The organism is Pseudomonas gorinensis (assembly GCF_042015035.1).
Taxonomy (GTDB): domain Bacteria; phylum Pseudomonadota; class Gammaproteobacteria; order Pseudomonadales; family Pseudomonadaceae; genus Aquipseudomonas; species Aquipseudomonas gorinensis.
This window is the reverse complement of record NZ_CP167125.1, coordinates 4,987,077-5,000,418: the sequence shown is the minus strand read 5'-3', so window position 1 is coordinate 5,000,418 and position 13,342 is coordinate 4,987,077. Positions and strand designations below refer to the sequence as shown.

General features: G+C 60.5%; 12 protein-coding genes. 1 reads left to right on the top strand and 11 read right to left on the bottom strand.

Annotated features, from left to right (window positions below):
• The 11 genes from AB7933_RS22595 to AB7933_RS22545 all read right to left on the bottom strand — a co-directional run bounded on the left by AB7933_RS22595 (nucleotide 1) and on the right by AB7933_RS22545 (nucleotide 11,705).
• A complete protein-coding gene (locus AB7933_RS22595) occupies nucleotides 1–852 on the bottom strand; it encodes a fumarylacetoacetate hydrolase family protein (RefSeq protein WP_024076439.1) in 852 nt (283 codons plus the stop codon).
• 229 nt (nucleotides 853–1,081) lie between these two features.
• The gene (locus tag AB7933_RS22590) at nucleotides 1,082–2,527 is read right to left on the bottom strand and encodes a carotenoid oxygenase family protein (protein WP_024076438.1); all 1,446 of its coding nucleotides are present in this window, start codon (nucleotides 2,525–2,527) and stop codon (nucleotides 1,082–1,084) included.
• A gap of 35 nt (nucleotides 2,528–2,562) precedes the next feature.
• A complete protein-coding gene (locus AB7933_RS22585; RefSeq protein ID WP_041160978.1) occupies nucleotides 2,563–3,744 on the bottom strand; it encodes an MFS transporter in 1,182 nt (393 codons plus the stop codon).
• Nucleotides 3,745–3,759: 15 nt separating this feature from the next.
• A complete protein-coding gene (locus AB7933_RS22580; RefSeq protein WP_041160977.1) occupies nucleotides 3,760–4,752 on the bottom strand; it encodes a SphA family protein in 993 nt (330 codons plus the stop codon).
• 177 nt (nucleotides 4,753–4,929) lie between these two features.
• Nucleotides 4,930–6,486: a methyl-accepting chemotaxis protein gene (locus tag AB7933_RS22575; protein WP_024076435.1), complete on the bottom strand. Its 1,557-nt coding sequence runs from the start codon at nucleotides 6,484–6,486 to the stop codon at nucleotides 4,930–4,932.
• Between the two features lie 343 nt (nucleotides 6,487–6,829).
• A complete protein-coding gene (locus tag AB7933_RS22570) occupies nucleotides 6,830–7,063 on the bottom strand; it encodes a hypothetical protein (RefSeq protein WP_024076434.1) in 234 nt (77 codons plus the stop codon).
• Between the two features lie 281 nt (nucleotides 7,064–7,344).
• On the bottom strand, nucleotides 7,345–7,764 hold the full coding sequence (locus AB7933_RS22565; protein WP_024076433.1) for a DUF6691 family protein: 420 nt from the start codon (nucleotides 7,762–7,764) through the stop codon (nucleotides 7,345–7,347).
• Nucleotides 7,765–7,766: 2 nt separating this feature from the next.
• Complete coding sequence (locus tag AB7933_RS22560) at nucleotides 7,767–8,201, bottom strand: YeeE/YedE family protein (protein ID WP_024076432.1); 435 nt, start codon at nucleotides 8,199–8,201, stop codon at nucleotides 7,767–7,769.
• 70 nt (nucleotides 8,202–8,271) lie between these two features.
• The gene (locus AB7933_RS22555; protein WP_024076431.1) at nucleotides 8,272–9,075 is read right to left on the bottom strand and encodes a sulfite exporter TauE/SafE family protein; all 804 of its coding nucleotides are present in this window, start codon (nucleotides 9,073–9,075) and stop codon (nucleotides 8,272–8,274) included.
• A gap of 28 nt (nucleotides 9,076–9,103) precedes the next feature.
• The gene (locus tag AB7933_RS22550; protein ID WP_024076430.1) at nucleotides 9,104–10,774 is read right to left on the bottom strand and encodes a bifunctional protein tyrosine phosphatase family protein/NAD(P)/FAD-dependent oxidoreductase; all 1,671 of its coding nucleotides are present in this window, start codon (nucleotides 10,772–10,774) and stop codon (nucleotides 9,104–9,106) included.
• 52 nt (nucleotides 10,775–10,826) lie between these two features.
• A complete protein-coding gene (locus tag AB7933_RS22545; RefSeq protein ID WP_024076429.1) occupies nucleotides 10,827–11,705 on the bottom strand; it encodes an MBL fold metallo-hydrolase in 879 nt (292 codons plus the stop codon).
• A gap of 243 nt (nucleotides 11,706–11,948) precedes the next feature.
• Between AB7933_RS22545 and AB7933_RS22540 the strand changes: the two genes are divergently transcribed.
• Nucleotides 11,949–13,274, top strand: coding sequence for a sigma-54 interaction domain-containing protein (locus AB7933_RS22540; RefSeq protein WP_093235417.1), 1,326 nt, complete (start codon nucleotides 11,949–11,951; stop codon nucleotides 13,272–13,274).
• The last annotated feature ends 68 nt before the right edge of the window (nucleotides 13,275–13,342 follow it).

Sequence of the window (13,342 nt, the reverse complement as noted above, 5' to 3'; positions counted from 1 at the left end):
TTACTGCTCGTCGGCGATGTTGTTGCGCAGAATGCCGATGCCGGCTATCTCGACTTCGACGGTATCGCCGGGCTTCATCCAGACCGCTGGTTCGCGGAAGGCGCCGACGCCGCCGGTGGTGCCGCTGACAATCACATCGCCGGGCGCCAGTTCGGTGAAGGTGGAGCAGTACTCGATCAACTGGCGCACACTGAAAATCATGTCGCTGGTGCAGGTGTGTTGCATCACTTCGCCGTTCAGGCGCGTGGTCAATTCCAGGTCCTGCGGGTCGCCGATCTCATCGCGCGTTACCAGCCAGGGACCGAAGCCGCCGGTGTTGGGGAAATTCTTACCCGGCACGAACTGAATGGTGTGCTTCTGCCAGTCGCGGACGCTGCCATCGTTGTAGCAGGCATAACCGGCCACATAGTCCAATGCATCCGCTGCCTTGACGTGCCGCGCGGTTTTGCCGATGACCACCGCGAGCTCGCCTTCGAAGTCCAGTTTGTGCGAAGCCTTCGGACGAATGATCGGTTGCAGGTGCGCCACCTGGCTGTCGGCGAAGCGCGTGAAAATCATCGGGTAGGTTGGCATGTCACGCCCGGTTTCACGCACGTGGGTGGCGTAGTTGATGCCGATGCACAGCACTTTGCCGGGGTTTGCGATCACTGGCAGGAACGTCACGTCCGCGATTGCGACGCGGGGCAATGACGCCAGCACGGCTGGGGTCAGTTCCCCGAGGCGATGGGCGGTGATGGCTTGCTTGAGGTCCGTGCCAACGGTGGGCTTGACCGATTCCAGGTCAATCAACTGGTCACCGTCGACCACACCGTAGGTCGTACGGCCGTGAACAATGAAGCTTGCGAGTTTCATGAAGTGTCCTCTCGTAAAGGGCAGCGGGAGATGGCGGCAATGGGGGTTAATCTAGTCCTGAACATTTATCCTGTAAAGTGGGATTTATGCATAAATCCTGCAATATGAAATAAATGCGATTTTTCTGTTCGATCATCGGATCGAGGCCGGCAATGCCAGGCAGCCCGTGCCATTCCAGCAAGTGGATGGCCACGGGCGTGACGCGCGGAAGGGGGAACGCTGGGACGATTTAGCGCGGTGCCCAGCAGCCATGCAGTGACATGCGCAGGCGGAACGGGATTTTGATGCGTGCGATGGGGCCGGCGGCCATGGCGGAGGCGTCCAGCACCACCAGTTCGCTGCGGCCTTCGGCAATCAGGTTGAGCAGGCACACCACGTAGCCATCGCCTTCCGCGGCGTCAGCGGAGCGTGGAATGAAAATGGGTTCCTGGAAGCAGCCGCTGTCACCGGGAAACCAGGCATCGGTGACACCGGTGGTGAGGTTGAGGTGAGCCAGCAGGTTAAAGAACTGGAACGGCATCGGCCCGTTCGACGGGTTGTAGGGGCGCTCTGGATCGAAGGCGAGCAGGAATCCATGTTCATATTTGCGCCCGATGTAGCGGTCATCACAGCGGGGAAACTCGCAGGGGTAGTCGGTCAGCGCCTGGGGTTGCAGTTCATCTTGCGCACTGTTGAGGTCGAACACCCAGCGCATCAGGCTGGCGGCCAGGGTTTCCGGTGGCGGTACAAAACCGTCCGCCTGGGGGAAGAAGTAAAAGATGTTGCCGCCGGTGACCGGCATGTCCAGATAGACTTTGCCGCCTTCGTCGAACGCATTCAGGGTGTGGCCCTGGAAGCCGTCCTTGGGCCCTTTGAACCAGCGCACGTCCCGCGCATGCCCATGGCGGGGCAGCACGGCAAACAGCTGGGGCAGCTCGGGTTGCCACTGGAAATGCTGGCCGCCATTTTTCATGCGCTCGACGTCTACCGTCAGCGGGATCAGCGGGAACACCACATAATGTTCGGTGACCGCGAAGTCGTGGACCATCGCTGCATAGGGGGCCTGGAACCAGATTTCATGCAGCAGTTTTCCCTGCGGCGAAATCTCGAAATAGGCCATGTCGGGTGTGCCGTCGCCTTTGGCTTCGTAGCTGAAGGCCAGCAGGTTGCCGGTGACGGGGTCGAGCTTGGGGTGGGCAGTGAACGTTGCAGAGTTGATCTGCCCGTCGAAATTCCACTCGCCGAGGGTTTCCAGCGTCTGTGGGTCCAGGGCCCAGGGCATGGCATCTTCCTTGAGCGCCAGCAGGACGTTGTTGTGCGGGATCACCGAGGTGTTGGCGGTGGTGTTGTTTTTGGCCGCGAGCGGGTCGTTGGTGTAGACGTTGCGGTACACGCCGTTGAGCGAACGCCCTTCACGGCGTTGAGCGACCAGGCGATCGGTCAGCACATAGCGTCGACGCAGCGAGACCTTGCCGCCTTCAAAGTAAAAACCGCTGACCAGGGCGTCGCCGTTGAAGAAAATATCGCTGCCGAGCATCGGCGGGTACTGCGGGTCCGGCGACACCTGATAAAAAGTGCCACGGATCGACTCGGGAAGGGTGCCTTCGACTTCAAGGTCGTACACCTCGCCCTCGACGCGGCTGGGTGCATACAGCGCCCCGGAAAATTCGGGGGTATTGGGGAATGGCGTATTCATTGCGTGATCTCATTGAGCGGTTTGGTTGACGTCGTTCAGGCGGATTGGGTTGCCAGGGCTTGCCCACAAGGCTTCACGCCTCGACGGAAACGGGCCACCACCAGGCACGAGATGATCAAGGCCAGCATATAAGCGCAGGCGGCGAGCCAACCCACCGCGCGAAAGTGCCCTTCGCCGACTACCAGCGCGGCGCCAAAGGGGCCAAGGCCCTGACCGACGAAAATCGCTGCGTTGCCAAGGCCGGCCAATCGACCGGAGGGGTCGAGTTCGGCGGCCATGGACAGCAGGTACGGCAAGCTGAAAAACCACACCATATGAATCAGGCAAGCCGTGGTGGCGAATGCCACGGTGCTGTCGCCGTAGACCATGATCAGGGTGGCCAGTAACGCAGTGCCGAAGCTCAACAGTTGCGGGAACAACAGCCCCAGACGCCGCCCGATCAGCCCGGAAAGGCCGGCACCGAGGGCGCCCGCCAGGATGCTGCCACCGAGGATGGCGCCGATCTGCTGGGGCTCCAGGCCCAGGCTTTTGCCGATGCGTTCCTGATACACCCACAGGGCGGAGTGCCCGAAGAACAGTAGCGCAAACAGCGCGATCAGCAGCATCGACGTCAGCCCGAACGGCCGGGCTGCGCCATGGGCGATGCGTTGGGCGTCCGGGTAGTGCCTGGGTATTCTCCAGCAACCCAGTGCGGCGAGCAGGCTGGTGATGGCCAGCAGGCAAAAGGCACCCTGTACGCCAAACCCCCGCAACAGCAGGGGCATGGAGGTGACCAGCAGCATGCCCCATAACAGGTTGCCGATATTGATCACCGCAAAGGTCGCATCTTTGGACCTGCGCAGTGCCGCGGTCGCATATACCACCGCCATGACCGCGCCACCGCTGGCGCCGCAGATGATTCTGAAGACCACCAGCCATGCCTGGCTGTGAAGCTGGGTGCTGACCAGGTTGCCAGCGGCCAGGATCAACAACGCTACCAGGGCAAAGCGGCGGCGGTCGACACGCGCCATCAACAGCGCACAGGCGCCGCAGGCGATGGCCATCGCGATCAGCTCGGCGGCGAAAATCGTGCCGATGGCATTGAGCGGCACACCCAGTTGATCAATCAACGCGCCGCCCAGAATCGGCTGGATCTGCAGCGTTCCCAGGGAAATGACCATCATCAGGCAGATAACGCCCAGTGATTGCTTGCTGTCGATGGAGTCGAGCGCATTCATCACACATCACCTCAGTCAGAACTTATGGACGTAGCGAACTTGCACGGCGTAATCGGTTTTGCTGCGGTTCTCTACGCCGGTTTCTTTATAGGTATTGAGCCAGAACGCCTTGTCCTCAGTGATCTTCCAGAACAGGCCAGGGCCAATGCCGAGGACTTTCTCGCGGGAATTACTCAAGCGGTCGCCGTTGACCTGGTCATCCGAAATCTGCCGGAAGTAATAGCCGTTGATCCCGACCGAGACCTTCGGGAACACCTCGTACGAGGCCGTAAAGTTGGCCCAGGCCGATTGCCCTGCTTGGGTGTCGCGCACCGGTCGCCCTTCAAAGAACTGCGCCGAGCTGCTGGCTGGATCGTCGTTCTTGAAGTTGTACAGGTAATTCAGGCGCCAGCTCACTTCCCAGCGCGGTGCCGGCATCAAGGTCGCGGCCCAGTAGGGGTTGAAGGAGAAGTAGTTGGAGCCGGTATTCAAGTCCTTGTGTTTGTCGTACTTGCCGGTGGGCAGGATCGTATCGAAGGCCACGCGCTGCACAAACACCGGCCGGCCTTCGGCATTGACGATCGGATCGAACTGGATCTGCGGGCCGACCGTGACGTCGCCCAGGCCAACGCCGTTGTCCTTGAGTTTGGCGCCGTTGTCGCCAAAGTCGCCGTCCAGTGAGATCACGGGTACCAACAGGCTCCAACCCAGGTGCGCGCCACCGCCGATGGTGTCGGGTGAGTAATAGCTGAATTGGTTGATCAAGCTGATGACATTGATCTTCGGGTTATCGAAGTTGCGGTTGTCCTTGCCGCCATTGTCACGAATGCTGCTGGCCGTACTGAATTTCAGATAGGTCTGATGCGTCAGCCCGGGTGGCCCGGCGAACCCGTCGTAGAAGCTGGTGCCGCCCAGGTTGATACCGCTGGGTTGGCTGACGGAGGGCGGAGGAGGGCCCTCGGCAGCATAGGTGGCAAGTGATACGAAGCTCAGAGCCAGGCACGCTGGCAAGGATGGTGTCAGTCTCATTGACGTCGCTCTATTATTGGAGTTGTGAGCTGGGGTAGCTTCCCCTGGCGCTTCAACTCTAATTCCTGAGCTTTTGCGTTACTTGTACACAGCGGTCAGAGTTGACTGAGAGCGTCATGTTGCCGGCGTTAGGCGCTTGAGCGGCAAGTTTGTGCAATCAGCCCACCCCTCGCGCCCCTAGACCTTGAAGCGCTCCACCAACCTTTCCAGTTCATGCCCCAGCCGCGCCAGCTCGTTACTCGACGCTGCGGTTTCTTCGCAGGTGTTGGCCGTCTGCTCGGAAATGTCGCGGACGTTGATCACGCTGCGATTGATCTCCTCGGTGACAGCGCTCTGCTGTTCGGCTGCCGTGGCAATCTGCTGGTTCATTGACTGAATGATCGAGACCTTGCCCGTGATGTTCTCCAGCGCATTGACCGCTCGATGGGTGCATTCCACGCTGCTTTCACTCAGCAGCAGGCTGCTTTCCATGCCGGAGGCCACGGCGTGGGTGCCGCTTTGGACGCCGGCGACCAGGGTTTCAATTTCTTCGGTGGAGCGCTGGGTGCGCAGGGCGAGGTTGCGGACCTCGTCCGCGACCACCGCAAACCCGCGACCAGCCTCTCCGGCGCGGGCCGCTTCGATGGCCGCGTTCAGCGCCAGCAGGTTGGTTTGCTGGGCCACGGCCTTGATCACATCCAGTACGCCGCCGATTTTGTCGCTTTGTTCCTGGAGATGGCGCACCGCGTCCGCCGACTGGTTGAGTTCTGCCGCCAATCGCTGGATTTGCGCGATGGCTTCGCCCACGATCCGTTCCCCTTCGCTGGCCTGCTGATCGGCTATGGATGCCGCCGCAGAAGCTTCTTCGGCATTGCGTGCGACGTTGTGCACGGTGGCGGTCATCTCGTTCATTGCCGTGGCCACATGATCCGTTTCGGCTTTCTGGTTGCTGATGCCGGAATTGGTGTGCTCGGTGACCGCCGACAGCTGCTCGGCCGCGCTGGCCACCTGGATAACACCGGAGCGAATGCCGTCGATCAGTTCGTGGAGGTTGAGCATCATCTGCTGGAGGCCTGATTGCAGCTGGCCCAGTTCGTCACGCCGGTTGACCTGCAGATGCTCGGTCAAATCACCCTGGGCAATGCGGTTCACCGCCCGGAGCGTGTGTTGCAGTGGGTTCACGATTTGACGGGTGATGACCCACGCAGCGAGGGCGCCCAGCAACAGCGCCAAGGCCGCGACGAGCCCCAGCAGGGTCTTGGTGGAAGCGGCGTCGGCATCGCGTTTGGCATTTTGCGATTGAATGAGTTTTTGCGTGGTATCGAGCAGCAGGTCACCCAACTGGCCCATTCGTTTAAATAACGACGCCTGGTCAATGCCGGGGGTGGACAGGTCGTGCAGCAGCCCTCCGTACGCGGTGACCGCATTTTCCTGCTGTTGGATCAGGTCGGCATCCAGTGGGTCAATGAACAGTGCCCGAATACTGTGCAGGTGGGCTGCGAGCTGATCCAGGGTTTGCTGCAACGGTTGATAGGCATTCGGCTGCGCGTTCGTACCGATGCGTAGACGAATGATTCGCAAGTCCTTGGTGTAATCGCTGACCTGCGCAATTTTTTCAACTTTCAGCCCGCGGTCGGTCAACGTCACCACGGCGTACCAGCCGGTCGCGGCCAGTAACAACGCAAGCCCCAGTACCAGACCGAACCCCCAACTTAATTTAGCACTGACTCGGATATTGCTGATCCAGCCGAACATATGGACTCCCGATAGTAACGCAGGTTGATAAGTGAGTTCTGAGTGTCGACCTTGAATCGTAATGCTTTAGCGTGAGTGTGACGGCCACACTATTACTCCGGCTGGTTTTGAGCACTGCATGAAAAAATATCGAGAGGTGGAATGAAGGGCGGTAGTGCCACTGAAAGGTTAAAGCACCTTGTTTTTCGGGGGGGTGGAAAGATTGGCCAATTAACCAAGTGCGTTTTCAGAAGGCTCATAGTGTGATCTTGTGCTTTAGTCGAATATTCAGGAAGGCCAGGTTCTGGTGAGCCCGAATAGAGAGCGACAACTTCCCGAAAGGGCCACGATCGTCATCATGAATTTAATGGTTGATGGCTTTTTTCAGGTAGGAAAACAGCTGGTCCTGGCAAGCCCTGTAGTGATTTTCAAGGTTCTCGACCTCCCACATGCGGGCGAGCCAGACCTCATCGCAGGCCTCTTCTAAATGGTTTACGGTTGTCATCCAACTGGTTTGGGCGTTCAGCGTCGCCTGCATTAATTGCAAGAACTCCTCATTAATGGGAAGGGTATTGGGTGTGGATTGTTTGAGGGGCATTAAAAGTACCAGGCAACAATTTTAATCAGGGTGGGGGTTTGTGCTGCCCACTATAAAACGCTGCTCGCAAAGGGCCATATTCGACGAATGGCTAACAAGTCGGGCACTCATAGTTGAATTTTTTAGGTGCGGGTATTCATCCGCTGGATAATATCGTTGTGGTGATAATCATTATTTGTTGCATTAAACCGATGATTCGATTCAGCCGATAAGTTGAGCCTTAAATAAACGCTCTTGAATGATCGGCTGCAACGCTATTGTTGTTGAGAGTGCAAACGCAATCAACGACCGTGGCGGTTTTCCAGGGCCGTAAATAACAACATGCCACTCAGCATGGCCACCATGAACACCAACGCTTGCCAATGCCCGGTCAGCAGGATGGCCACGGCCGGCCCAGGACAAATTCCGGCGATCCCCCAACCGATGCCAAATAACAGGCTGCCGCCGATCAGGCGCCGGTCCAACTCACGCTTGGCAGGGAATTGCATGGGCGCGCCCAGGAGCGAACGGGCGTGTCGGCGTGCCCAGGTCAGCGGGCCAATCGCGACGGCAATGGCGCCGCCCATGACCAGCGCCAGGGACGGGTCCCAGGCCCCAGCCAAATCCAGGAACGCGAGCACTTTGCTCGGGTTGGCCATGCCGGCCAGCAGCAGGCCCAGACCGAACAGCAGGCCGGCGATGAATGCCGTGACTTTGAGCATGTTCAAACCCCCAGTAGATGACGCAGCACAAACACCGTCAGGAATCCGCTGGCCATGAAACAAACCGTGGCGACCATTGAGCGCGGCGAAAGGCGTGATAAGCCACACACCCCATGGCCACTGGTGCAACCTGAGCCATACCGCGTACCAACCCCCACCAGCACACCGGCGACGATCAGCCCGAGCCCGCCGCTCTGGAACTCAATCGCCGGCAGCGCGGCAAACAAGCCCCATAGCAGCGGCGCGACCAGCAGGCCCAGCAGAAACAGCGCTTTTTCACTTACGCCTTCGCCACCGCGCTGCAGCAGGCTGCCGATCAGGCCGCTGATGCCGGCGATGCGGCCGTTGCCGACGGCGAACAGGCTGGCCGCCAGGCCAATCAATGCGCCGCCTGCCAGGGACGACCAGGGGGTGAAGTTGAGCCAGTCGACAGTCATGGGGTTTCTCCTGTGCACATCTTGGGGGACTGGCGCGGTTCAGGCGCGCCTGAAAGTCGCTCGTTCAGGTTCATGTATTAATCGCCTTGACCAGCAGGGCCACCGCCACCAGCATCGACACGGCGGCAAACCCTCGTTGCAGGTGGGGCCCCGCCAACCGAGCCGCGATCAGGCGTCCGCCGGCCATGCCAGACAATGCGCCCAGAGAGAACGGCAGCGCAATTGCCCACTGCAAATGCCCGGCCGCCGAACTGGCCGCAACGCCGGAAATGGACACCAGCGCTATCACCGCCAGGGACGTTGCCAGCACCGACTGCGTGGTCAAATTCGTGTATCGCTGCAGCGCCGGTACCATCACAAAGCCGCCCCCCACGCCGAGCAGGCCCGACAGCCCGCCCGCGACTATGCCAGACACGGTGAGCGCCCAGGCGCACGGCGCCGTCCAGTTCAGCTTTCCGCGCTGGGGGTTCAATACGCAAGGCGGCTTGGGCGCGACGGCGGTCTTCGAGGCCGGGGAGGGCGGCAACGAGCGCTTGAATACCCGGAACGCCACGTACATCAGCACGCAGGCAAACAGGACCGTTAACGGACGATTCGGTGTGCGTTGTGCCAACCAAAGGCCCAGGGGCGAGCAGACGATCCCCGCGGCCGCGATCAACAACGCGGCCTTGTAGCGGACGGTGCCGTTCTTGAGGCCCATCACCGCGCCCAGGGTCGCGGCCAGCCCGACCGCCAGCAGGCCAATAGGCCCGGCCTCGGCCATGCTCAAGCCCGCCCCGAATACCAGTAACGGCACCGCGAGTATGCCGCCGCCGGCACCGGTCAGGGCCAGAATCACGCCCACCGTGAGCCCCAGCAGTAAGACGATGATCATCTGAGTGTCCTTGCCTTCTGCGCGGCATTCATTGGTCGGTCAACTCGGGTTTCGCCAGCCACTCCCGCCCCTTGAGCATGCCTTTCCAGTACAGCGGCGGAAGAATCCGCTCTTTGAGCAGCCAGGCCAGCCTGGAAGGTCGAGTGCCGTCGATCAGCCATGACGGGAAGCTGGGGGCCACCTTGCCGCCGTAGGTGAACTCCGCCAATACAATCTTGCCGCGCTCCACTGTCAGCGGGCAGGAGCCGTAACCATCGTACTGGGCGATGCCGGTTGCCTTACCGAGTGCCGCCAACACGTTATGGGCCACCACCGGTGCCTGCTTGCGCGCGGCGGCGGCTGTCTTGGCGTTACTGGTGTTGGCTACGTCGCCCAGGGCGTGAATGTTGGCCCAGGTTTTATGGCGCAGCGTGGCGGGCTCGACATCTACCCAACCCGCCGCGTCTGCCAGGGGGCTGACCCGAATGAAATCCGGCGCGATCTGCGGCGGCACCACATGCAGCAAATCAAACTCGCGCGTCACCCGGCGAGCGCTGCCATCGGCGTGTACGCTGCTGAACGTGGCGGTGCGTGCCGGGCCATCGACGTGGGTGAGGGTATTGCCGAAATTCAGGTCGATCCCATACGCCGTGACATATTCCATCAACGCCGGCACATAGTCGGCCACCCCGAACAGCACCGCGCCGGCGCTGTGGAACTCGATGTCGACGGCATCCAGCACACCGCTGCGTTTCCAATGATCGGCCGACAAGTACATGGCTTTTTGCGGTGCCCCGGCACATTTGATCGGCATGGGCGGCTGCGTGAAAATCGCCCGGCCACCGCGCAAGTGTTGCACCTGTTCCCAGGTATAAGGCGCCAGGTGATACAGGTAATTGGAGGTCACGCCGTTGCGACCCAGGGTCTCTGACAAGCCCTCGATGGCATGCCAATCGAGCTTCAGGCCGGGGCAGACGATCAGTTGCTCGTATTTGACCACCCGGCAGCCATCCAGAATGACCGCGTTTCTCTCGGGTTCGAAGGCCGCCACTGCGGCCTTGATCCAATGCACGCCGCGGGGCAGGGTGACGCCCATGGTGTGGGCCGTTTGACGCGCATCGAACACACCGCCGCCGACCAGCGTCCAGCCAGGTTGGTAGTAATGCACATCGGCCGGGTCGACGATCGCGATGTCGAGCCCCGGCGCGCGGGCCAGCAGGCTGGAGGCGGTGGCGATACCCGCCGCGCCAGCGCCGATGATGACCACGGTGTGCTGCGCCTCAGCCACTTCGACCGGCGTGCGACCCAGGTTCGCAATCCGCCGAATCACGCCTTTCATGTCGAAGCCGGCTTTTTTGGCGCTTTCGACGATGTGCGGCAGGTCGTGCTGACCTGCTTGTGACAGCGCCCACATCGTGGTCGAGCGCATACCGGAGCGGCAATAGGCCAACACCGGCTTGGGCAGCGTTTCCAACAGTTGGCCGAAGGCAATCCCTTGCTCGTCGGTGACTTTGCCCGATTCGGCGGGTAGATAGTGCGCCTCGATGCCGACCGCGTCGGCGGCGCGTTTGATTTCGGCAAACAACGGTTGGTCAGCGCCCTCACCATCGGGGCGGTTGCACACGATGGCTCGAAAGCCGGCGGCTTTCAGTTCGGCCAGTTGGCTGGGGAAAATCTGTTCTGATACTGATAGAGCAGGTGCAAGGCTGCGGATATCCATACGTGTCTCCGTGATGGGGATTTTTCTTATGTGTTTTTTTGGGTAGGAAATGTCAGACGACGTTGAGGGGGATTTTCAGGTAGCGGGTACCGTTGGCTTCAGGCGCAGGTAAATGCCCGGCGCGGATGTTGACCTGGACCGAGGGCAGGATCAGGGTCGGCATGTCCAGCGCTGCATCGCGCTTGATGCGCATCGCTACGAACGCCTCCTCGCTGATGCCATTACGCACATGCACGTTGAGTTCGCGCTGTTCGGCAACGGTGCTGACGAATTGCACCTCGCGCCCGCCGGGCTGGTAGTCGTGGCACATGTACAGCAACGTCTGCGCGGGCAGGCTCAGGACTTTGTTGATGGACTGGAACAGCGTGCGCGCGTTACCGCCGGGGAAGTCACAGCGGGCGGTGCCGTAGTCGGGCATGAACAGGGTATCGCCGACAAACGCCGCCGTTTCGCTGCCATTGCTGATCAGGTAGGTCATGCAGGCCGGCGTATGGCCGGGGGTATGCAGCGTAGAGCAGTGCAGCGTGCCGATACGGAACGTTTCCTCGTTGGCGAACAGGTGATCGAACTGGCTGCCGTCGCGGGGCATATCGCTGCCGGCATTGAACAGCGTGCCGAACACCTTTTGCACCGTCGAAATCTGGCTGCCGATGCCTATTTTTCCACCGAGCTTTTCCTTCAGGTAGGGCGCGGCGGTCAGGTGGTCGGCGTGGACGTGGGTCTCCAGAATCCACTCGACCTGCGCATTCAGCGCGTTCACCCGGGCTATCAGGCGGTCGGCAGAGGTGGTGGCGGTGTGGCCTGATTTGGGCTCGTAATCCAAAACGCTGTCGATGATCGCGCAGTGGTGGGTGGCTTCATCCAGCACCAGATAGCTGACGGTATGGGTAGCAGGATCGAAGAAGCCTTCGACGTGAAGTTTGGCGCGCATGAACGGTCTCCTTGAGGGGGCTTTTTTACCGAGCCACTTAGACTAAGGACTGACGGTGCAATAAGTTTGCCAGGCGATGGCGCTCACCAAATCGTATGATATCCAATTGATTTTATTGGGCTTTGTATTTGTGTATGGGCGTGTTCGGGCCTCTGTCGGATGGGGTTTTCTGCCATTGGCAGTGCCTGTTGACAGAGGTGGCAGTGCCACAACAGGATAGAAGAATGGATTCCAGGAGCCATGATGAAGACTTTCCAGCCGACCCCCACCAACGCCGTGCCCCCTCCGGATCAAGTGCAGTCGCTTGTTTCGTTTTTGGAGCACGAACCCAACCCCATGATCGTGCTTGATCCGGACTACAACATCCTGGCGGCCAACACGGCCTATCAGCGTCAGTTCGGCAGCGCCGACAAGCCCTTCATCGGGCATAAGTGCTATCAGATCTCCCACCATTACGACGTCCCGTGTGATCAGGCAGGTGAGAATTGCCCGATGAAAAAAGCCCAGGAGATGCGTGGGCCGGATCGTGTCTTGCACATCCACCACACGCCTCGGGGGCCTGAGCATGTCGACGTGGAATTGCGCCCGATCCTCGACGAGCATGGGGTGATTACCGCCTATGTGGAGCGCCTGACACTGGTACGCAGCGCCTCGGCGCGCCCCAGCGACGAAGGGTTGGTCGGCTGTTCACCGGCTTTCAACCTCGCCCTGTCGGAGTTGCAACGGGTGGCGCCCTCCATGCTGCCGGTGCTGCTGCTGGGGGAATCGGGCACCGGTAAAGAGCTGTTCGCGCGCGCCGTCCATGAAACCAGCGAGCGGGCCGCCGGGCCGTTTGTGGTGGTGGATTGCTCGGGCTTGACCGAAACGCTGTTCGAGAGCGAGCTGTTCGGCCATGAAAAAGGCGCCTTTACCGGCGCCGTCACGCGCAAGCCCGGCTTGGTCGAAACCGCCCAGGGCGGCACATTATTCCTGGATGAAATTGGCGATGTGCCGCTGGCCATGCAGGTGAAACTGTTGCGCCTGATCGAATCCTCGACTTATCGCCGGGTTGGCAGTGTCGAGACCTGTCACGCCAATTTCAGATTGATTGCCGCCACCCACAAACCGCTGGAAAAGATGATGGAAAAAGGCGAGTTCAGGCAGGACCTGTACTATCGCATCAGCGCCTTCCCGATTCACTTGCCACCCTTGCGTAACCGGGTCGAAGACATCGGCTTGCTGGCCAATTCCTTTCTGCAGCGTGGCGGTGCCGGCAAGCGCCGTCTGACCCTCGACCCTGAAGCCTTGGCAAGGCTCCAGCAGTACCCTTGGCCTGGCAATATCCGTGAGTTACGCAATGCGCTGGAAAGAGCCAGCCTGTTCGCTGACGACGGCGTCATCCGTGCCGTCCATTTACCCCAGGCATGCGTGGCGCTGCCGCCTCAGGCTGTGGCTTCGACCCCGTTCGACAGCAACACGCTGGCGCAGGCCCTGGCGACATTCAAAGGCACCCGCAGCGAGTTGGCCAGGCACCTGGGCATCAGTGACAGGACCTTGTACCGACGCCTGAAAGAACAGGGCCTGGCCTAGGCAGTCTCCGACTGCCAGCGCGCTGCCAACCTGGCAGATTGGCAGCGCGCTGGTCTGCCAATTCCCGC

What these genes read in the sequence shown, in the direction of transcription:
- AB7933_RS22595 (WP_024076439.1), bottom strand. Translation starts at nt 852, where the DNA reads ATGAAACTCGCAAGCTTCATTGTTCACGGCCGTACGACCTACGGTGTG.
- AB7933_RS22550 (WP_024076430.1), bottom strand. Translation starts at nt 10,774, where the DNA reads ATGGATATCCGCAGCCTTGCACCTGCTCTATCAGTATCAGAACAGATT.
- AB7933_RS22575 (WP_024076435.1), bottom strand. Translation starts at nt 6,486, where the DNA reads ATGTTCGGCTGGATCAGCAATATCCGAGTCAGTGCTAAATTAAGTTGG.
- AB7933_RS22545 (WP_024076429.1), bottom strand. Translation starts at nt 11,705, where the DNA reads ATGCGCGCCAAACTTCACGTCGAAGGCTTCTTCGATCCTGCTACCCAT.
- AB7933_RS22570 (WP_024076434.1), bottom strand. Translation starts at nt 7,063, where the DNA reads ATGCCCCTCAAACAATCCACACCCAATACCCTTCCCATTAATGAGGAG.
- AB7933_RS22560 (WP_024076432.1), bottom strand. Translation starts at nt 8,201, where the DNA reads ATGACTGTCGACTGGCTCAACTTCACCCCCTGGTCGTCCCTGGCAGGC.
- AB7933_RS22540 (WP_093235417.1), top strand. Translation starts at nt 11,949, where the DNA reads ATGAAGACTTTCCAGCCGACCCCCACCAACGCCGTGCCCCCTCCGGAT.
- AB7933_RS22565 (WP_024076433.1), bottom strand. Translation starts at nt 7,764, where the DNA reads ATGCTCAAAGTCACGGCATTCATCGCCGGCCTGCTGTTCGGTCTGGGC.
- AB7933_RS22555 (WP_024076431.1), bottom strand. Translation starts at nt 9,075, where the DNA reads ATGATCATCGTCTTACTGCTGGGGCTCACGGTGGGCGTGATTCTGGCC.
- AB7933_RS22590 (WP_024076438.1), bottom strand. Translation starts at nt 2,527, where the DNA reads ATGAATACGCCATTCCCCAATACCCCCGAATTTTCCGGGGCGCTGTAT.
- AB7933_RS22585 (WP_041160978.1), bottom strand. Translation starts at nt 3,744, where the DNA reads ATGAATGCGCTCGACTCCATCGACAGCAAGCAATCACTGGGCGTTATC.
- AB7933_RS22580 (WP_041160977.1), bottom strand. Translation starts at nt 4,752, where the DNA reads ATGAGACTGACACCATCCTTGCCAGCGTGCCTGGCTCTGAGCTTCGTA.